This is a genomic window from Bacillus sp. V5-8f, assembly GCF_002863565.1.
Lineage (GTDB): Bacteria > Bacillota > Bacilli > Bacillales > DSM-1321 > Peribacillus.
In genome coordinates, this window is record NZ_PGUW01000015.1 from 53,549 (window position 1) to 74,761 (window position 21,213).

General features: G+C 39.9%; 17 protein-coding genes and 1 pseudogene. 12 read left to right on the forward strand and 6 right to left on the reverse strand.

What is annotated here, in order from left to right; translation table 11 throughout:
- Positions 1-172: 172 nt before the first annotated feature.
- Positions 173-640: a hypothetical protein gene (locus CUU64_RS15045; protein ID WP_101634409.1), complete on the reverse strand. Its 468-nt coding sequence runs from the start codon at positions 638-640 to the stop codon at positions 173-175.
- A 273-nt stretch (positions 641-913) separates the two neighbouring features.
- Between CUU64_RS15045 and CUU64_RS15050 the strand changes: the two genes are divergently transcribed.
- Both CUU64_RS15050 and CUU64_RS15055 read left to right on the forward strand, forming a co-directional pair.
- Positions 914-1,066 carry a GrpB family protein gene (locus CUU64_RS15050; protein WP_101634410.1) on the forward strand — a complete coding sequence of 51 codons (153 nt, stop codon included), beginning with the start codon at positions 914-916 and terminating at the stop codon, positions 1,064-1,066.
- Entirely contained in the window at positions 1,063-1,464 is a 402-nt protein-coding gene (locus CUU64_RS15055; protein WP_101634411.1) for a YidH family protein, read from the forward strand. Before CUU64_RS15050 ends, CUU64_RS15055 begins: the two co-directional genes overlap by 4 nt.
- Before the next feature lie 269 nt (positions 1,465-1,733).
- On the opposite strand, the gene CUU64_RS15060 is transcribed toward CUU64_RS15055, so the two are convergent.
- Entirely contained in the window at positions 1,734-2,702 is a 969-nt protein-coding gene (locus CUU64_RS15060) for a bile acid:sodium symporter family protein (protein ID WP_101634412.1), read from the reverse strand.
- A gap of 154 nt (positions 2,703-2,856) precedes the next feature.
- The gene (locus CUU64_RS15065; protein WP_101634413.1) at positions 2,857-4,521 is read right to left on the reverse strand and encodes a PucR family transcriptional regulator; all 1,665 of its coding nucleotides are present in this window, start codon (positions 4,519-4,521) and stop codon (positions 2,857-2,859) included.
- A gap of 493 nt (positions 4,522-5,014) precedes the next feature.
- On the opposite strand from CUU64_RS15065, the gene CUU64_RS15070 reads away from it, so the two are divergent.
- From CUU64_RS15070 to CUU64_RS15105, 7 genes and pseudogenes are all read left to right on the forward strand, one after another.
- Entirely contained in the window at positions 5,015-5,410 is a 396-nt protein-coding gene (locus tag CUU64_RS15070; protein ID WP_101634512.1) for a RidA family protein, read from the forward strand.
- A 26-nt stretch (positions 5,411-5,436) separates the two neighbouring features.
- Positions 5,437-6,210 carry an N-acyl homoserine lactonase family protein gene (locus CUU64_RS15075; RefSeq protein ID WP_101634414.1) on the forward strand — a complete coding sequence of 258 codons (774 nt, stop codon included), beginning with the start codon at positions 5,437-5,439 and terminating at the stop codon, positions 6,208-6,210.
- Between the two features lie 73 nt (positions 6,211-6,283).
- Positions 6,284-7,195, forward strand: a complete 912-nt coding sequence (locus CUU64_RS15080) for a fumarylacetoacetate hydrolase family protein (RefSeq protein ID WP_101634415.1) — start codon at positions 6,284-6,286, stop codon at positions 7,193-7,195.
- A 17-nt stretch (positions 7,196-7,212) separates the two neighbouring features.
- Positions 7,213-8,925 (forward strand): CocE/NonD family hydrolase, encoded by a 1,713-nt coding sequence (locus CUU64_RS15085; protein WP_101634416.1) that lies wholly within the window; start codon positions 7,213-7,215, stop codon positions 8,923-8,925.
- Positions 8,926-9,572: 647 nt separating this feature from the next.
- Positions 9,573-11,213, forward strand: coding sequence for an alkaline phosphatase (locus CUU64_RS15095; RefSeq protein ID WP_101634418.1), 1,641 nt, complete (start codon positions 9,573-9,575; stop codon positions 11,211-11,213).
- 339 nt (positions 11,214-11,552) lie between these two features.
- Positions 11,553-13,663, forward strand: a pseudogene (locus CUU64_RS15100) (RNA degradosome polyphosphate kinase).
- Positions 13,664-13,776: 113 nt separating this feature from the next.
- Positions 13,777-14,148 carry a hypothetical protein gene (locus CUU64_RS15105; RefSeq protein WP_101634419.1) on the forward strand — a complete coding sequence of 124 codons (372 nt, stop codon included), beginning with the start codon at positions 13,777-13,779 and terminating at the stop codon, positions 14,146-14,148.
- A gap of 447 nt (positions 14,149-14,595) precedes the next feature.
- On the opposite strand, the gene CUU64_RS22075 is transcribed toward CUU64_RS15105, so the two are convergent.
- Positions 14,596-15,141 carry a hypothetical protein gene (locus tag CUU64_RS22075; protein WP_180954621.1) on the reverse strand — a complete coding sequence of 182 codons (546 nt, stop codon included), beginning with the start codon at positions 15,139-15,141 and terminating at the stop codon, positions 14,596-14,598.
- Between the two features lie 162 nt (positions 15,142-15,303).
- Here CUU64_RS22075 and CUU64_RS15115 point away from each other — a divergent pair, with 162 nt between their 5' ends.
- From CUU64_RS15115 to CUU64_RS15125, 3 genes are all read left to right on the forward strand, one after another.
- Positions 15,304-19,569 carry a cation-translocating P-type ATPase gene (locus CUU64_RS15115; protein ID WP_101634420.1) on the forward strand — a complete coding sequence of 1,422 codons (4,266 nt, stop codon included), beginning with the start codon at positions 15,304-15,306 and terminating at the stop codon, positions 19,567-19,569.
- Between the two features lie 67 nt (positions 19,570-19,636).
- A complete protein-coding gene (locus tag CUU64_RS15120) occupies positions 19,637-19,906 on the forward strand; it encodes a hypothetical protein (RefSeq protein ID WP_101634421.1) in 270 nt (89 codons plus the stop codon).
- Between the two features lie 33 nt (positions 19,907-19,939).
- Positions 19,940-20,179 (forward strand): hypothetical protein, encoded by a 240-nt coding sequence (locus CUU64_RS15125; RefSeq protein WP_101634422.1) that lies wholly within the window; start codon positions 19,940-19,942, stop codon positions 20,177-20,179.
- Between the two features lie 183 nt (positions 20,180-20,362).
- Here the strand turns inward: CUU64_RS15125 and CUU64_RS22080 are convergent, their stop codons facing one another.
- Together CUU64_RS22080 and CUU64_RS23350 are read right to left on the reverse strand one after the other, a co-directional pair.
- Positions 20,363-20,539: a hypothetical protein gene (locus CUU64_RS22080; protein ID WP_180954622.1), complete on the reverse strand. Its 177-nt coding sequence runs from the start codon at positions 20,537-20,539 to the stop codon at positions 20,363-20,365.
- Positions 20,540-20,856: 317 nt separating this feature from the next.
- Positions 20,857-21,051, reverse strand: coding sequence for a hypothetical protein (locus CUU64_RS23350; RefSeq protein WP_483861838.1), 195 nt, complete (start codon positions 21,049-21,051; stop codon positions 20,857-20,859).
- Between the last annotated feature and the right edge of the window lie 162 nt (positions 21,052-21,213).

Sequence of the window (21,213 nt, forward strand, 5' to 3'; positions counted from 1 at the left end):
ATAAAAGATTGTAAGTAAGGAATTTTTTCCTTGACATTTGAGGATTTGAAGAGGGGAAACAGTGGTTGATAAGTATGGGGAAAAAACAAACTATATTCTGTTTTTTCGCCAGATGAAAATGTTCCAAACACTGGCTAAGAGACTCTCAAGCCATTATTTTGCTTTGAAATGCCTATTCAATATCTTCATGACGTATATCTCGAAGTTTTTCTAGCAGTTCCAGTCTTCCTCTAACTTCTTTTATATCATCTTCAGTGACAACATTGGTTTGTCTAAGCTGCTCAATCCTCTTAGTAATCATTTTCTTAAATGTATGGGATTCTGTCAGGACATAATCCACCAACTCTTTCGTCCCTTGCGTTTCCTGTTCGTTTTTCACTGCAAAAATACTTTGCTGATGGGGTTCGAAGATGGCAATGGATTGCATGTCACTAGTTATTCTAATTCCAAAATAGTTTTTTTCCCAGCCATAAAATTTATTATCCCTAATTCTGATTAAATCCAGGCCGATCATGCATTCATAATAACGGAGGTCTTTTTTGGGGAAATGGACGCTACGTAGTTCGATGCTTTCGCTTTCATCTATAAAAATTTCTGTTTCAAATTTTGTATGAATGACCTTTGAATCTAACAAGTTCATTTTGGCACCTCGCTTTTTTATTGTGATGCTGTATGTTGTCTAACTAAAAAGTAACAGATGCACAAATAGTAACCTTGTTATTTTTATTTTAATTAAAAAGAAAACCAGTTTCAAATAAATAAGCTTGGATATTTTATAAAAGCTAAGTGAATTTACCACCTGCTGTCCATATTAGTCTTTAGGAAAAAGGGCAAGGTTTGTTATAAAAATTATTATTTAACTGTAGTGTTTAGTAAAATAGATAGGAGTCTAAAAGAGGGAAGGGGGATCTACATGAGAAAAGTTGAAGTAAAATCCTTTAACGAGGAATGGATTTTGAAGTTTCAGGAAGAAGCCAAGCTTTTACATGAGATTTTCGGTCCTGAAATCATTCATATCCATCATATTGGCAGTACATCTGTAAACGGCTTAAAGGAGATCAGATGAGTACAAAATCGAAGAGAGAGCACGAACAAAAGGAATCTATCAAAGAAAAAAATCAATTAAAATACGCTCAACAACATTTAGCGAATGAAAGAACATATCTGGCCTGGATAAGAACAGTTGTGTCAATTATTGGCGTTGGATTTCTTACGACAAGCTTACATTTTACCATAGGTGTCCGTAATGAAATGATTGATATGATAAGTATTGTGTTAGGGCTTTTTGCGTGTGTTCTGGGAATTGGGATTGTTTTATTGGCCACCCAAAACTATGTGCGTAAGAAACGAGAAATTATAGAAGAAACGTTTTCACCTTCAAACGTACAAGTTACCATTGTTTCAACACTCATTATCATTCTTGTCTTCATGGTTATCATTTATTTTCTATCTATAAAATATTAAACATACCGTAACATTGCACCAGACTTTAAAAACCCTATTCCCAATCAATACTGGGATTAGGGTTTTTTCGTGTTTTTATAAACTCACAATGTGATGGCTGTATAGCTTTCCATTTAAAATAAGGCAATTGCACTCGGTGAACTATGAACCATTCTGAAAACATTTCTTTAATTAGGAAAATAATTAACAGAAGATTAAACGGCCTCTCCCCGTTTGTATGCCGGAAAGAGGCCGATGTTAGAAAAATTTTACTATTCTAATAATCTTTATCAGTTTTGATTTAGGGAATTAGAATGCAAAGAATCCCCTCTGGTTTTTCCCATCCTGCTGAAAATCGTTGCAAGGATAGGTCCTGATATGTTATGCCATACGCTAAAAATGGCTGATGGTACGGCTGACAACGGGCTGAAAAATTGTGTTGCTATAGCCGCTCCCAATCCGGAATTCTGCATTCCTACTTCGATGGCAACCGCTTTTTTCTTGGATAAATCCATTTTGAAGATTTTCCCGAATACAAATCCAAGTGTATACCCTAGCAAATTATGTAATACAACAACTGCGAAGATCGTTAATCCCGTTTTGGCGATTTGCTCTTGACTGCCCGCTACGACAGCTGAAACGATTGCCACAATTCCTACCACGGATACAAGCGGAAGGGCTTTAACACTTGCTTCAGCCTGCTTTTTGAATAGTTTCTGTACAATAAACCCAAGCAGGATTGGAAGCAGCACCATTTTTACAATGGATAAAAGCAGTGCACCAGCATCGACAGGCACCCATTCACGTGCAAGAAACAAGATAAGAGCAGGAGTGACAATCGGTGCCAGAAGTGTAGTAATGGAAGTGATCGTTACAGACAATGCAACGTCGCCCCTGGCTAAAAGGGTCATAACATTAGAGGCCGTTCCACCTGGGCAGCAGCCTACCAATATAACGCCTACCGCGATTTCCGGCGGAAGTTGTAAAGCTTTTGCCAATATGAAGGCGAGGGAAGGCATGATTACAAATTGTCCTACAACGCCAACGGCGACATCCTTTGGACGTTTCAGTACCTCTTTGAAGTCATTAGCGGATATGGTTAATCCCATTCCGAACATAATAATTCCAAGTAAGGGAACGATGTATGGAGCGATCCAAGTAAAAGTAGAAGGAGAAAAGAAAGCGAGAGCCGCAAACAATAGCACCCAAATCGCAAACGTGTTCCCTACAAAGTGACTAATGCGTTCTAATGTTTTCATGTTGTTTACCACCAATCTGTTTTTTCGACAAGGTATATCTTACACAAAAAAATGAATTGTTGCAATATAAAGAATATTGGTGATTACTGAAAATATCGTGATAATAGGCTCGGTGAGCAGGTTCCAAAAGAGCTTGAAGTATTTGATCATTTTGTTAAACGAATGGATCATCAGCCGTTTTAAAAAGAGGAAGGAGTTTTAAGCTGATCGCTAAATTTAGACGGTCATTATCATTTTTTAAATCAACGTTGCACAGCTTTTCTACGGATTCAATTCGATAACGAACGGTATTATGATGCAGGAATAATTTTTTTGCCGTTAATCTGTAATTTCCACCCGTTTCTAAAAAGACACGCAAGGTTTCAAGTAATTCTTTGTTTTCCTTCTGGTTTGATATAAGAGGGTTGAGCATTTCCTGAAAGAATAATTCAAGCTCACTGCGTATTGCTTCGTGATGGAAAATTCTATATAGCCCAAGCTCGGAAAAATGTGTGATATGATCTTGGCCAAAAATCCGTAAACCTATTGTTAATGCTTGAATCGCTTCTTTGTAAGCTATATGAATCCCCTTATATCCTTCGTGGAACCGACCTGTTCCAATGTTTAGAAAGGCGGTTTCCTGACCCATTTCCTTCAACAGATAGGATAGCTTCGATTTCAATTCCTTTGTAAACAGATCTAGTTCAGCATTAGTATTTCTTTCTAGATTTATTGGATGCAAAACGATTAAGCGCTGTCCACCATCAAGGCCTATAATGACACCTGAAGTAAAAAGGCGTGAGAAATTCCTTAAAATATACTCTTTTATCTCCCAAATCGATCGCATTGGATGGGCGGGATTTTTTGGTTCTATATGTATATCGATAGCTGTGACAACATAATGTTCTCCTAGCTCCCAGCCGACCTCTTGAAATGACATTTTAGCCATGTTGTATGAGAAAGAGTCGTCTTCAAACATTTGGCGAAGAAGATTATGCCTTAGGTTTCGTTTCGCTTTTCGATGTTCCTCCATTTTTTCAATTTCCAATGCGGCTACAATGGTGGCTTGCTCTAGAGGGATGATATCTTCCGGACAAAAGGGCCTGTTTTTTTCCAGCAATACAATATAACCGGTCTTCGTATGAAGGGCTTCAATCGGGACGATTACCCGGGGGTTGCTCCCCCGGATGCGGGAAATTTTCGGGATTTCTTGAATCACTGTAAGTGCCTCATCTTTTCCGGGCAGATAGAGTCCAGAAACGGGGTCGGTGCCAGTCAGAATCGGCATGTTTGAGTAGGAAGAAAACAACTGATTGGAAGCCAAGTCAATGATCGCAACTGGATTTTGTACAAAATTCACCAATAAACGGGCTATTTCCAGAAGTCCTCCGTGGCCAAGCACCTGTTCAATCAACTGTTTTCGGATATGATTGGAACGTTCTAGCTGGGCAGCCTGCAGATTGATAATTTCCGTCATAATTGGGTTGATAATATCGGTCCAGGAGCATTCATAGGGGATGGAAATAATCGGTACTCCCAATTCGTCAGCCACAGTGGCAACAGTATCCGGTAATTGAGTTAAATAGCGGTTAAACTTAATGCCTAGCCCGCTTACATTAGCTTCTTTAAGGAAAGGAATGCTCTTGACCAAACTTTCTGCATTTCCCTGAAAGGCGAAACCAGTCGTTAAGATAAATTCATTTCCGCGCAGCCATTGATAGAAGTCAGGCACATCTGTCACAGTTACCGAGGAAACATGGCGATCTATCCCTGAAGCTCCAGCTATAACTTGTGCCCTGGAAAGACAAGGCATATTCATGATTTCACGAAGTGTGATCATCGACAGTCCTCCCGAACAAATAAAAAAGCAATAATTTACTATATACCAACTAAATTTGAGAGTCTCCGCTTAAATTTAGGAAATATCATCTAATGTTGAGATGTGTCAGCCAGGTTTGAGATAAATCAACTGATTTTCGAATATATCAGCCAAGTTTGAGGTAGATCTGTTGAATTTCGAATAAATCAGCCAAATTTGAAATATATCAGCTAAATTAGCTAGAGATATATCAGCCAAACTGACATCTATCAGCCAATTTAAGATATGTCAGGCTAAGTTTAAGTTAGATTCATTCCATATATATCAGCATATTCCGAATACACCAGCTATACTTTTATTCTATTACAGTCTTCAAAATTCCTTCTATCTGCCCACAGCAGCATTTTTTAGACAAATATACAAATAGAAGTACAAAAGTTTGGATGATTGTTCAATGTTTCCGAAAATTCAAAATGTTAAAATAGTCCTAACATATGATAGGGAGCTGAAGATGATGACGAAGCAAGTAGTATGGACCAATGATGCACCACAGCCGGTAGGCCAGTATTCACCAGCAACAAGGTATGGCAATCTTTTGGTCGTTGGCGGAAACGGACCTATTAATCATAACACCGGAGAAGTGGTACGCGGGAATTTCAAGGAAGAAGCGCGTTTAACGTTAAAAAATATGCAAGCGGTCATCGAGGCTGGAGGATCGTCATTGAGCAATGTATTAAAAGTGACAGTCTATTTGGCTAACATTAAGGATTTTGACGAGTTTAATGAAGTATATTCAGAGTTCTTTCCTGATGTAAAATCTGCACCAACACGTGCTGTAGTCGGGGTAGCTGGTCTGTGGGGCGGTATATCCGTTGAAACGGAATGCCTTGCTGTCGTAAATGAAGAATAAAAGAATATAAAAAAGGGGGAAGCGGTATGTCATTAGAAATCCGTATTATGAATCTTGGAGATATAGAAGCGGAAGCTAGCTTTACAGTGTTAGGACATGCTCCTGGCACAACCGTTAAGGTACCAACCTATGCTTTTCTGATTTTAGGAGCGGAAAAGCCAATTTTGGTTGATGCAGGATTTCGTACTACCGAAATAATGGGGCGTTTGGGGATGAAGGCTACACAAAGAGAAGAGCAAAAAATTGAAAATCAGCTAGCCATACATGGTGTAAAACCGGAGGATATTGGCCATGTCATCCTAACCCACCTTCATTTGGATCACGCGGGCCTTGTCTATAAGTTTCCAGATGCAGTTGCAGTCGTTCAACGTAAGGAAATGGAAGCAGGATTCAGCGGAGTTATGGGCGGGCAGTATGTTTATGAAGATATGGAGCATATGTTCCAAAGGCTTTATAAACCTGGCTCTTTGTGGCTATTGGATGGACAAGAATCAGGGCCTGTTAGTGTCGTTCCTGGATTGAAGTGCGTTTTTGCGAAAAGCCATTCACCAGGAATGCAATTCGTGTATGTCGAAACATCAAAAGGTACTGCAGTTATTTGCAGCGATGCCATTTATAATATCGGACTTCAAACCCGCCATTATCGTGAAATATATGGGAACTACTGGCCAAGCGGTAACCACTACTGGACCAAACGCGACGAAATGGCTGCAGTTGCCCGTGCATGCAATGATGCTGATTTCCTGCTTGCATCCCATGATTATGAAGTAGAAGAAAAGTATGGTGATAGAATCATATAATTTGTACAATAGTCTATGAAGCTTACTTTTTAACAAAGGAAAGCTCCGACATCTTTGAAAAGGGGAATTTTGTATGCGCTTACTAACAATCAGTTCCAGCCATGGTCTTACTTTAGGTGTTAAAACGGACAAAGGAATTATCGATGTTGCCCTTGCGAAAAATCACCTTGGGGAAGAGCACGGCATCCCGGTTACAATGGACGAGCTAGTACGTGGAGGTGAAGCTGCTAAAAGTAACTTGGATCACTTTATTTCTAACGCAATTCAGGAAGAAAACAAAGCGGGACCCTGGTTCCATGAGGAATCTTCGATAACAATTGGGCCAAGCGTACCATCTCCTGGAAAAATCATCTGTGTAGGTCTCAATTATAGGCGCCACGCAGACGAAACAGGAATGGCCATACCGGAATTTCCAATCTTATTTAGTAAATTTAACAATGCAATCACAGGACATCTTCAAGAAATTTCTCTTCCGGAAGACGGAAATCAATTCGATTATGAAGCTGAATTGGCTATCGTTATTGGCAAGAAGGCAGAAAATGTAAGCAGGGAAGCTGCACTTTCGCACGTGTTCGGCTACACAAACGCAAATGACTTTTCTTGCCGGGATCTGCAGTTCCGTTCCGGTCAATGGCTTTTAGGCAAAAGCTATGATACATGGTGCCCAGTCGGTCCTTATATTCTTACGGCTGATGAAATTGAAGATCCAAATAACTTGGGAATTCGCTGCATTGTTAATGGTGACATACGGCAAAATTCAAATACAGCAGACATGATTTTTGCATGTGATGAATTAATCTCATATATTTCCAAGTACATAACCTTGGAGCCGGGAGACTTGATTCTAACTGGTACACCAGAGGGAGTGGCAATGGGGATGGAATCGAAGCCATGGGTAAAACCAGGAGATGAAATTGTTGTCGAAGTGGAAGGGCTCGGTACTTTATCAAATCGTGTCGGTGAAAGAAAAACATCCACAATTTAAATCGGGGAGGTATGTGAATGATTTCTGTTAACCAAATTTATGACGTGGAGCTTGAAGCTAATATACCAATCGTCATGCGAGATGGCGTTACTTTGCTGGCGGATATTTATTATCCGAAAGGAGATGGCAAATTTCCTGTTCTGCTTATGCGTTCCCCGTACGATAAATCACATTCTGAATTTATGAGCTATCTTCATCCCGAATGGTATGCCAGGCAAGGGTACATTGTAGTAACCCAGGATTCACGAGGGAAATTTGCTTCTGAAGGCGAATTTAACCCTTTTCATTATGAGCGCCAGGATGGACTAGACACGATTGAATTTGTGAAAGATTTGCCGAGATCAAACGGGAAAGTGGGCATGTATGGATTCTCCTATGTTGGGGCGACCCAATTGCACCCTGCTGTTGAGAATCCTGATGGTCTAACGGCGATTGCCCCGGCTTTTACAAATGACGGATATTATGAAGATTGGTCATATAAAAATGGTGCGACCCATTTAGCCTTCCTGCAATCCTGGTCTGCCTTTTTATCGCTGGACCAGGCTATGAGAAAAGGGAAGCCGGAAGCAGCCCGGAAATTAATGAAGATTAATACAAGCATCAACGAAGAATACGACCATCTGCCACTTACCGATCACCCTTTGATCGACCGTGATATTACATCATTTTATTATGAATGGCTCTCTCACCCGACCTTTGACGACTATTGGAAAAAATGGCACTTGGGGGATAAATACAATCAGTTGAATATACCTTCCCTGAATATTGGAGGATGGTATGACATCTTCATAGAAGGAACCATACGAAATTATACCGGAATCTCAAAATTGAATAAAAATCAAAAATTGGTAATAGGACCTTGGTATCACATGCCATGGACCAACTTTGTCGGTGACATCTATTTTGGGGAAGAAGCGAATAATGTTGTTGATGAAATTCAGATTCGCTGGTATGACTACTGGTTGAAAGGTGAAGAGAACGGCATTATGGAAGAACCGCCGGTATCCATTTTTGTCATGGGTGAAAATAAATGGAGGCAGGAGCAGGAATGGCCATTAGCCAGAACGCAATATACTCCTTTTTACATTCACAGCAAAGGTAGAGCAAACTCTTTAAATGGAGATGGAACCTTGAATCGCCAAACACCAGACAGGGAGATTCCGGACATTTATGTTTATAACCCGCTTGATCCTGTACCAAGTGTTGGAGGACATAGCTGCTGCAACGCTGCGTTAACTCCAATGGGCCCTAAGGATCAACGGATAGTAGAGGGGCGCAACGATGTATTGGTTTATACAACGGATACACTTACTGAAGATTTAGAGGTGACCGGACCAGTCCAGGCTATTATTTATGCCTCTTCCTCTGTTGACGATACTGATTTTACTGTAAAACTTGTGGATGTTCATCCAGATGGAAAGGCTATCAATCTATTGGAAGGCATTCAAAGGGCCAGCTATAGAGATTCTAATGAAGATCCAAAACCAATTACTCCAGGAGAAATTTATGAATACCGCTTCCATGTAGGAAGCACGAGCAATTTATTCAAAAAAGGCCATAAAATCCGCGTCGAAATTTCAAGCAGCAACTTTCCTGCATTTGACGTAAACTTAAACTCATTTAGAATAGACAAATCTGGAACTTATGCAGATAGCAAGCTAGCTACCCAAAAAATATATCATGACGAGAAATATCCAACGCATGTTGTTCTACCAATCATTCCAAGATAAGCGAAGTCTATAATCAATAATCTACGGTCATTAAACTAACAAAGACAACTGCTCCTTATGATATGGGACAGTTGTCTTTTTGCTGGGCTTAAATTCCACCTCATACCAGTCTCGTGTGATTGGTTTCTCTGTTCCCGGTTTTACGGCTCCTTCGTGTTCAACTAGTTTGGCGGTACCAGAGGACAATTTACCCTTTATTATTATCCACTGTATTTCTCTACGGTTTCCTATGGTCCATTTTGACGAATGTACAAGCAATAAACGCTCTTAAAGAATATATTGTTCTAGATTAATGGTCAGGAGTGAGCATTATTACGCATTTTTTTGCAAGATTAACCGGAAGAAATGAAGTTCCGCCAAGAAGGACTAATCTCGTTGTTTTCAAATGAAGCACCGGAGATTAGTTCTTTTTGAGGTGTTTTTAAAATGATGTCCGATGGAAGTTACTTCTTGGATATATCTTCTTTTGTCAGCACACTATAAAATAAAGGAATCGGGGTACCCATTATTATGGAAATATATTGTGAATTGTTAAGGATTTTTACAAAAGCTTAACCATCGTCCGGTTTTTTTACATTCAATACATAGCTACTTAACAATCATATATTACTATGTTTTCATAGATAACACGAGTGGGGGAAACATAATTGAGTAAAATCAGCAAAAAAGTAGCAGGACTTACTCTAGCAGGAGCTGTAGCGATTTCATCTCTTGCGTTAGCTCCAAAAAAAGAGGAAGTTGAGGCACAGGATAAAAAGAAACAGCCTACAAATGTAATTATGATGGTTATGGACGGAACCAGTTCCACTGCTACCACATTGTCTAGATGGTACAAGGGCGGGAATCTTGCCATGGATCAAATGATGGCTGGTGGAGTAAGAACATATTCAGCCGAGTCTGCCATCACAGATTCAGCACCAGCTGGTACGGCACTGGCAACCGGACATAAATCAGATGATAAATATATTGGCATATTGCCTTCAGTAGTTACATCACCAGGCTTGGAACAGGTTAGTGAAAAAGATGCACAAAGACCGGTTGCAAATGTATTGGAAGGTGCAAAGCAGCAAGGTAAAGCAACGGGGCTTATCGCCACATCGGAAATTCAGCATGCAACGCCAGCTGATTTTTCAGCCCATACTACACATCGCAGCAATTATGGTGACATTGCAGAACAGCAAGTCTACCAAAACATTGATGTAGTATTAGGCGGCGGTAAAGAATCACTCTCTCCAGGAACTGGGAAGAATGCCAGAAAAGATGGAGAAGATCTTCTTCAACAACTGGAAAGAAAAAAATATGATTTTGTAGAAAATCGTGATGAGCTTTTAAATACTAAATCAAATAAAATCTGGGGAAGCTTTGCTCCTGGAGCACTTGCCTATGATATGGACCGTGCAACTACAAAGCCATCTGAGCCTACTCTTGCGGACATGACTGGTAAGGCTATTGATACACTGAAAAAAGACAAAGATGGATTCTTCCTATTCGTGGAAGGAAGCAAACCGGACTGGGCGGCACATGCGAATGATCCGGTAGGTATGATCAGTGATGTCTTGGCTTTTGATGCTGCTGTCAAAAAAGCTGTAGACTTTGCGAAGAAAGACGGCAATACGATGGTTATCGCAGTAGCAGACCACGGAAACAGCGGTCTGTCCATTGGTAGCCAGAACACGAATTCAACTTACCCTCATACGCCTGTATCAGCTTATATTGATCCGTTGAAGAAAGCGAAGATGACGGTCGAAGGTGCACTAAGCCAGTTGAAGCCAGATAAATCAAACCTTAAAGAAGTTGCTGCTCTTTACGGGTTAGATGACTTAACGGCTGAAGAAGAACGAAAATTAATGGAATCCAAAAATCTAGGTCTTGAGATGGCACATATGCTTGCAAACCGTGCAAACCTTGGAATCACATCTACAGGTCACACTGGTGAAGATGTATTCTTATATTCTTACGGACCAGAAAGACTATTTGGATTGGTTGAGAACACGGACTTACCTAAGAAAATGGCAAAATTCATGGGCTTTGACCTAGGTCAGCTAACGAACAAATTGTACGCTAATGCAAAAGAAGGTTTCGAGAAGAAAGGCTATACAACACGTATTGACACTACTGATGCCAATAATCCGGTTTTTGTAGCGGAAAAAGGAAACCAAAAGGTTGAGCTTCCAGCTAACAAAAACATCGTGAAGGTTTCAGGTGTTGCAAATGAATTGACTGGTATCAACGTATACAACGGAAAAGACTTCTATGTTTCAGAAAGTGTATTCAAGCTAGTTAAATAATATCCTTTAAAACAACCCCCGGTTTTCACGGGGGATTGTTGTATTTATCAGAGAATAGATACATAAATAACACAGCATACATAAATTAAAAAGAAGAGGAAAGTTGGACCAATTTGACCTTTCGAGGAAGCGGTGAAAGTATCGTTTAAGCTGACCTGAGAAAATCTGGTTTATAGTATCAATAAAAAAACCTCCAAATATGGTCCCTAACTCGGTTAATGTCAGGACAAGCATTTAAAAAATAATGTTGGGAAAAATAAATAACATTATATATAAAAATTGTCCAACTGTTGTTAGAATCCTACGTAATATTCTAGTTATTAAGGTGTGAGAAGAGAAATGCCAGAAAACATTAATTTAAATGATCCGGCGTATTATAATAATCGCGAATTGAGCTGGTTAGCTTTTAATCAACGTGTGTTGGAAGAATCAGAAGACAATCGGAACCCTTTACTGGAGAAGCTTAAATTTTTTTCAGTTCGAATTTGGACGAGTTCTTTATGGTCCGGGTCGCTGGTCTTAAAGACCAGATACACGCAGGGTTTACAAAGCCTGATAATAAATCCGGGTTGACTCCCAAACAACAAATGCAAAAAATCTCAAAGCTGACACACGACATGGTAGCAAGACAATATGATCGTTACAAAGAGCTATTATCCCTATTATGGAAAGAGAATGTAACTTTTCTTTCCATTCATGACCTTTCGCCAGAAAGTTTAATCAAACTAGAAAGGCACTTTGATGAAGTTGTTTTTCCGGTGTTAACACCTATGGGTATTGATGCTTATCGTCCTTTTCCAATGCTCGCTAATAAACGTATCAATCTTGCGGTTGTTCTTACTGATGAAAAGGAAATGCCCCCTTTAGAAAAGAAAGTGGCGATTGTTCAAGTACCTAAAGGATTTAACAGGTTTGTGGAAGTGTCGAATCAAACGGAAACTGGCGAGAGACAATTTATTTTAATTGAGGATTTGATCAGCCATTTCGTTTATAAGCTGTTTCGAGGTTTTCAGGTAAAATCCGTAACACCATTCAGGATTACTAGAAACGCTGACTTAGAATTACAAGAGGAGGGAGCAAGGGATCTCCTTAAAGAAATTGAAGAAGAGCTTAAATTCAGGAACTGGGGAGAAACAGTACGATTAGAGCTTTCAAAGGAATTAGTTGACGAAGAAATATTTGACTACTTGTTGAATCAGCATAACATTCATGTGAGCGATTCGTATTTGGTATCAGGGCCTCTGGATTTAACCTTTTTATTTAGTTTTTATAAACACATTGCTCCTATTAAGGAACATTTAGTTTTTGAAAAGTTAATCCCTCATCCCTCAAAGACGCTAATTAGGGATATCAGCGAGGAAAAGCAAAGTATTTTTGATGTTGTGGCACGGAAGGATATCCTGCTCCATCATCCATAAGAATCGTTCGAGCCTGTCATTGATTTTATCAGATGCGCTGCTGAAGATCCCGATGTTTTGGCAATCAAACAAACTCTTTACCGTGTAAGTGAGCATTCTCCAATCATTGAGAATTTAAAAAAGGCTGCAGAACGGGGGAAGCAAGTGTTAGTGCTTGTTGAACTAAAAGCGCGATTTGACGAGGAGCATAATGTTCATTGGGCTAAAGAGCTTGAAAAATCTGGATGCCACGTGATTTATGGTAAGACACTTTTAAAAACTCATAGCAAGATCACTCTCGTTGTCCGGAAATCAGACAGCAACATTCAACGGTTTGTGCATTTGGGAACCGGTAATTATAATGAAGAAACAGCCAAAATATATACGGATTTAGGATTTATTACATCACATCCTGAGTTTGGAATTGATGCAACAAACTTTTTCAATTATCTGAGCGGTTTTATGGAGAAGCCCAATTTTGAGCATTTTTCTTTGGCTCCCTTTCACATTCGCAATGATTTTCTTCAGTTAGTAGAGGAAGAAATCAAGTACCATGAACAATATGGCAATGGCAGGATTATTGCAAAAATAAACTCATTGACAGAAAAACAAATCATCAAACAATTGTATGAGGCCTCCCGTGCCGGAGTTAAGATTGACTTGATTATCAGAGGCATTTGCTGTCTTCGTCCAGGTATAGAAGGGGTTAGCGAAAATATTAGGGTTCGAAGCATAGTGGGACGCTTATTGGAACATAGTCGGATCTTTTATTTTCACCATAACGGAGAAGAAAAAACTTTTCTTTCGTCAGCTGATTTGATGACACGAAATTTGGAAAAACGAGTGGAAATTGCCTTTCCCATATATGATGAGGATCTTAAATACCGGATCAAACATATTCTTTTAACTCTGCTTAGTGATAATGTAAAAGCACGTGAACAAGACTCTAACGGTTGTTATTTGTATGTAGAAAAAGCGCCCGATGAAGAAGAGATTGACAGCCAAATGATGCTGTTTGAAATGGCTTACGATAAAAAGGATGACGAAGAATAGAAAGTCAGAAATAAAAAATGCTTTCCCCAAAATACATATGTTTCCTCGGTTCCTTTTTGTTTACATGGTTCTTCATCAATATGGAAATAGTAAAAGGGAAAGGACGGTGCTATATGTTTAAAGGGGTATCATTTTGGGCAGGTGTATTATCTGGAGGCATGGCTCAAATAAATGACACGCGGGCATTGGCGGCTGGTGCTATGGACAAAAAAGTGTATGCTATTCAAACCACCAAAAATGTCACGGGCAGTTTTGGTACTATGGCTGGACTGGAATATGGTGCAATCCTTGGATCAGCGATCATTCCGGGAGTGGGAACAATCATTGGATCTATGATCGGGAGCATGATTGGCGGTCGGATTGGTACTTATGTCGGTCATAATGCAGGAAGCATACTATTTAACAACCCAAATGGGACAAACTACCGATTGTTACATAATGAAATGCCAAAACTCACTCACTCTGAAAATTGCATCACATGTTAACTAGAATCATCAATTGAGTTCTTATAAAAAGTTGGCTAAAAGCAAAAGGCAATAGGGTCGCAATATATTGAAAGACAAAATTGGAGAACCAGGCTAGTAAAAAGTCCTTCATCCTGGCCAAGAAAGACAAAATTCAAGAACCAGGCAAGTAAAATGTCCTTAACCGTAGATCTGAAACAGGCTCCTTTTCGATTTTATTTCTCCTATATTACCATGAACGAAACACTTCGTTACTACTTGCTTTGCTAACAGCTTCGTTCAATAACGTGTTAATAAACAATAAGAGAACCGAGAGTGTTTTCGACTTACGTTTTAATGTAAATACTTTTTAATACTAGTAGAATACATAAAAAATTAACAAGGTACACTACTATAAGATAGTAATGTACCTTGTTATGGATTGTCTCTTGTTTTTCCTGGCCTTTATGATGAGTGATTTCTCTTTTTCTATTCAATTGTTGGTTTGCTTATCAGCGTATTAAAAGCTTGGTCACTCAGAACATTTGGTGCATTATGCTGTACGTGAATATTTTTCTTTTTTACGGCGACTTTCTTAGCTGGCTTCTTGGTAACCGTACCATTAGTGAGATCATCATTCAATTCTCTAAAGTTATGATCCATAAATTCTTCACTGGTTTCCATAGCGTGAGATAAGCCTGACAGAGGTTTTTCTACCGGGAACTTCATATCATCAAATACTGAGTTCATTTTTGTTTTTGTATTTTGTCCAACATTCTTCATCATCTCTGAAAAATCTGGCAAGGCCATTTGTTCTTTTTCCACTTTTGCTTCATCAACAAATGTGCCCAGTTCTTTTCTCGCCCCGAGCGTTAACATTTTTACTTGATCGCCAACGGAAAGCAAAGCCCCAGCACCCTTAACCAGCATTTTACGCGTTCCTTTCCTGGCTTCAGGTGACACAGTCAATATAATAGCGGCTGCTGTGAAGGCTATTCCCAATGGATTGCTAAATGATAATAAACGCTTTAACATGTTGAAAAACCTCCTCTTTTTCATTAAAGTTTGCCCCAAAAAAGACAATTTTATCCCCAGAAAATATGTAAAACCGACTTTCCGGTTTTGGCGCCGATGAATAAATCAGCTACAAAAGAAAAGAATAATTCTATTATCTAACCGGGGAGGTGCCAAAAGCATATGGAATTATCTTTTAAGAAAAGAGCCTACCATGCTTTGTCAGGGAGGATCCGTACAGAATTGTATGGGCTGAAAAACAATCCCGAAGTAGGACTTCGCTTTACAGATATTTTCTCCTCAATAGAAGGAATTCTCCATGTGGAAGCAAGTATCATCACAGGCAAGGTTCTTGTCTATTATGATGAAAATATTCTTCCGCTCGCTCAATTGTGCTCCTATATCGCACGCTTTGAACAAGCCCTGTTTACTCACCATTTGGGTGTAAATGGTCCAGTAGACAAGGAACCTCATAAACATGGCATGGAAACAACACAAGAAGATTCCATGGTCTTTAATGAAGTAGCTGTATCGCATGAACTTCCGTTAGGGAGAGGTGGACAGGCTCCGCAACAAATGTTTGGGTCCATGTTACGAAACCTTCCAAGCCATTCTAGAGCCCGGGCACCTTCAGATGATAAAGTGCCCTTGCCCCTAGCCTTATCGGTTGGGGGGCTAGCAATTCTGGGTATAAAACAATTATTTTTCGGTAGGTGGCAATGGGGAAGGCACCCTGTTCCTTTTTATATTGCGGCGGGGTTGTCGATTGCAACAGGTTACCCATTTATAAAGAAGAGACTTAAGATGCTATGGCGAGAAAAGAAGGTTAATGTAGATGTTCTATTATCAGCAAGTGCTATCACTTTGGCATTGATTCGTGAAAATTTGATTGTGTTAGCTGGCTTAAGCTTGATACAGTACTTAAATTGGAAAAGAAGAGCAACAGTCCGTAACGACCTGATGGATCAGGAATTCGTTTTAGAGGAGATTGAAGCATACAGCCGTATTTCATCAAAGCTTGGGTTTCTCGGAGCAGCAGCTGCATTTGCAGTCACTCGAAACCCGATGGTGTTTTTAGCTGTTTTGCTTGCTGCAAATCCACGTCCAATCACTGTTTCCACTGAATATGCGTGGAAACAGGCAGAGCATGCGGCCAGAGAAAATAAGAAAGCCATTCCTAAGAATGGGTCTGTGTATCAGTTAACAAAACTAAACACGATTGTGTTTGAAGATGCTTCACTTTTATCCACAGAAGGATCTATTTTAAAAGAGTGCATTCCCCTGTTGACTCTTTTAGCAGGTGGGAAAGTTTCATTTATCAATAACGAATATAAAATTAATCCTAATCGTTTAGCAGAAAGCCTAAAAGAATTCAGGATCGAGTTGATCCCGCATGATCAACTTCAAATACAAAAGCGCGAAGATGTACTTGTAGTTGTCAAGGAAGAGGCTCTTGAAAAGAATAAAGTGATTTCCTTTTATCCATACTGCACATTTGACGAAATACGGGACGTAACAAAAACGATGGATTATAGCCTGGGTCTAAAGAGGTTGGTTAAACAAAACGGATTATTAACCAAGCTTTGGAACGTAACAGGGTCCATTTTGGCGATGCCTCTAGTCATTAGTGCCCCGCTTATAAATTTAATAGGTGATGTATTATCTTTACAGTTCATGTCGAGAGCAAAGGTTTGGACGGAACGCCAGTTATCTAGTTCTGGTATCCGCGGAAGTGGACTTTCCAAGACAGGTAAAACACCATGGCATTCAATGCAAGCTGGTAAAATTTTGCGTCACTTTAAGACGGATACTGAGAATGGCCTAAGCGATGAACAAGTAAATGAGGCACTTAAGCTGTATGGCAAAAACCAGCTTATATCGAAAGCCCGTCCTCATTGGATAACAACCTACTTAGCCCAGTTTAAAGAATTTACCACGCAGGTATTGGGTGCGACCGCGCTTCTTAGCATGTTTACAGGCCATTTGTTTGATGGTCTTATCATGGGTACTATTCTTTTGGTTAACGCCGGAATTGGCACATTCCAAGAAAGAAAAGCAGATCGCGCAGTTGAAATGATGAGCCAATTTGTTCCTCCAACCTGCCGGGTCATTCGCGAGGGTGAGGTAAGTGATATTGCAGCGCACGAACTAGTGCCTGGAGATATTGTTGAGCTCGAATCTGGTGACCGAGTGCCTGCTGATCTTCGGATAATCCAATCCTGGAGCTTAGAGGTTAATGAATCAGCATTGACTGGCGAATCGCTCCCAGTTGCAAAGCAGGAGTCCCACATAAAGGAAACTGTGCCGATTACAGACAGAACTAACATGATCTATATGGGTACGCATATTACTCGTGGAAAGTGTAAGGCGGTTGTTGTCCAAACAGGCAAACATACAGAAATGGGCCATCTGTTAACCCTTTTAACCGAGGATGAAGATCATGCCACACCGCTTCAAAAGCAAGTGACATCCATAAGTAAGAAATTTATGAAAGGTGCTCTGGCAGTGGGGGTACTTGTTTTTGTCTCGGGATTATTAAGGGGAGTGCCAATTACGCAGATGGTTAATACCTCCCTGGCTCTCACAGCTTCAGCGATACCGGAAGGACTCCCGATGACCATTACCTTTGCCCTGACAGCAGGCATTTTCCGTATGGCAAAAAATAAAGCACTGGTACGAAAATTATCCGCCCTGGAAACATTGGGGAGGACGACCGTAATATGTACTGATAAAACTGGTACTTTAACGAAAAATGAAATGACTGTCAAACGGATTTTAACTCTAGACAAAGAGTTTCTGGTTACTGGAGATGGTTATAACCCAGTTGGTGGAATTATGGAAAATGGGGTAACTGAAACAGAGTGTCCCGATGTAGAGCAGCTATTGAAGATAGGTCTGGCCTGCAATAATGCTCACATCTATGAAGTTGAGGGGAAATGGAATGTTAAAGGTGATCCTACTGAAGGGGCGCTTCTTTCGCTTGCCGAAAAATCTGGGTTAACAAAAAATAACCATCGCTTTAAACGGCTTGAAGAAATTCCTTTTGACTCAAGCAGTGGAAAAATGAGTGTTGTTTGCCATGAAGAAAATAACGAGAACCAATGCTTTGTTATGACAAAGGGTTCTGTTGAAAAGCTCTTAAATATTTGTACACACTATCAGAAAAACGGCAAAATCTATCAGTTAAATGAAAAGATTCGTTCGAAAATTATGGAACAAAATAATGCACTGGCAAGTCACGCCTTACGTGTTTTAGGTTTTGCATATCGTAAAATAGACAAACCGGTGGGCAAGCAAGTCATGGAGGACATAGATTCAGGACTCATTTATGTTGGACTTGTCGGAATGATGGATCCTCCAAAGCCGGAGGTCGAAAAAAGCATCCGTGAAGCTGTTGAGCTAGGAATTAAGCCTGTTATGATCACCGGGGACCATCCGCTAACAGCGCTGGCAATAGCTAAACAAATCGGTATATATGATGCCAACAAAAAAGTGCTGACAGGCCACGAATTGGATCGCCTATCGGATGAAGAGTTGAAGAATATCATAGAGGACGTTGTCATATATGCGAGAGTTAGCCCTGAACATAAGCTGAGGATTGTAACGATGCTTCAGAAAAAAGGGCATATCGTAGCGATGACGGGTGATGGGGTAAATGATTCCCCGGCAATAAAAAAAGCAGATGTAGGAATTGCAATGGGACAAACCGGTACACAGGTAACAAAAGAAACGGCTGACATGGTTCTAAAAGAAGATCATTTCGGTTCCATTGTAGATGGAGTAAAAGAAGGCCGGACCATTATCGGAAATATTCGAAAAGCGATTGGATGTCTTTTGAGCGGAAACCTGGCCGAGATTCTTGTGACTTCGATGGCTGTTATTGCGGGGTTACCATTGCCAGTGGTTCCGGTACAAATTCTATTAATGAATATGCTTACTGATGCTCTACCTGCCATGATTCTTGCTGTAAACCCAGGCAGCAAGAAGAAAGAAACAAAACGCCAGGATATTGTGGACCGGAAATTATACCGAGAAGTTCTAACACGAGGGGCTATGTTAGGAACCGGATCATTAGGTTTGTTTATTTGGAGTCTAAGGGTTGGAATGTCTTTGGGGGCTGCACAAACTATTGCATTTGCTACGTTAGTGGCAGGCCAGCTTATCCAGACATTCTCATGGAGGCAAGCTAATTCAGGCGAATCCCTAAAAGATTTAACAAATGACCGCTTTTTGATAGGAGCCCTTGGAATCTCTTGGCTATCCTTATTAAGTGTGGTTTATCTTCCCCCATTATCGGGGATTTTTAAAACGGTTTCATTGCCATTGTGGAGCTGGGGCCCAATTCTTCTAGTAGCAACAGCTGCCGCGCGGATCGCAAGCCCTGTTTTAAATTTACGCTTCTTCCCGACTTCCCTGAAAGGCCATGAAGAAATGGAGGCAGCCGCTTAGTTCGGGGGTATAAAAAAACAAAAACATGACCAAATAAGTAATAACGTTCAATAAAGGAGGCCTGCTCATGCTAGAAAGGAATTTACAACGCATTGTGATTGGATCTGCAATGGTTCTGGCTACATCGGCACTATTGCCTGTTGTAAAAAACTCCATGCGCCCGATCGTCAGGGATGTATCGAGACAAATGAAGTATTTGATCGTTATGACCAAAGAAGGAATTGAAGATTTTGCGGCAGAGGTTAAATTTGAACGAATTCGAAAAAGCCTGGATAAAGATATTTTTATCGATGGGGAAGCATATGAATCTGAAAACCAGAACCGTATCTTTCATTAAAAGTAAGATGTATGGCATTGAAGGAGAGATAAAATGGAAAAAAATCAGGATAATGAAGTAATTGGCCATTTGAAACAAGCCCTTACGCATCTTGATCAGGCATTGCATGCAACCATTGCATCACTCCGGGATGATCCTTCTGCAAAAAAAAGCCTTGGCCCCCTTTGGGAAGAATTTCTTGGTGCCTTTTTTGGTCGCGTACGTTCAGTGGGGAAAGAAAATAAAATCAATTTATTAAACCTGATTTCATTTGCAAAGCTAAGAAAATTTTAATGAAAGCCGGATCCATTCGAAACCTGAGGTATCGTGCAGGGGAATGGCTAAATGCACGTACCTTGAGTATATTAAGCTTCAGGCGACAGTTCCATAACAATTATTGGACAAGTAATAAAACCCTCGTTGACTCCAATTAGAGTGATCGAGGGTTTTTCGTAACAAGGCTGGAAAATAATGTCTCTAGGATTTAAAGATCCCTATAGCTTGCTTCAGTTTTTCTGTAGAAGAAGCCAGCTCGGCCATTTTACTGTTGATTTCCGCCATGGATGCTGTTTGCTGCTGTACTGCTGCTGAAACCTCCTCAGAAGAAGCGGCTGTCTCTTCTGTAACGGCACTAATAGTAAGTAAAGACTCCAAATACTACATCTTTTGCTACATCCATCATCTCCTTATAATTTTCATCTTTACAAATGCTCCTTGCGGGTTGTTTGATATAAAAAAAACCTTGTGCGATGAGGGCTTTTTTTATTGAGTGGATGCTCTGCTAGGGTTTATTTTGTTGCCTTAAAACTGCAAGAATAATTGGAAACAGACCTATTAAATGTAATTTGTAAATTGGATAACCTGCAACGGTTTTATATTTTTTGCAAGAATTAACAAGCTTATATGTGCACTTTGCTTATTTTTACTTCAATACTTATACTAGGTTTAGACTCTATTTTCTTAAGGCATACCTATTTATATTCCTCGCTAGTGTCTATTGCTGCTATTATAGAGTAATCCAATGTCTCAACACCTATGGTTTTCCACTCATTGGAAATTTTTTCAATGGAGTCCTTCGGTAACTTGCCATAGTGCTTTGTTGCAATGCAAGATAGCAGAACATTAATTACTGGATCTGAAAATTTTTGCCGTAGTGAATGGATTATTTCATATTATTCGGGAGTTGTTTTTTTAAACATTTCCTTAATGAATGCATCGACATTTTGCATTGATATGGACCGCCTCTCTTACTATAAAATATGGGTAATTTTGCCTATATAATGATATGCTCAATAATTAAGAAATAAAAGATTAATATTTTAATATAC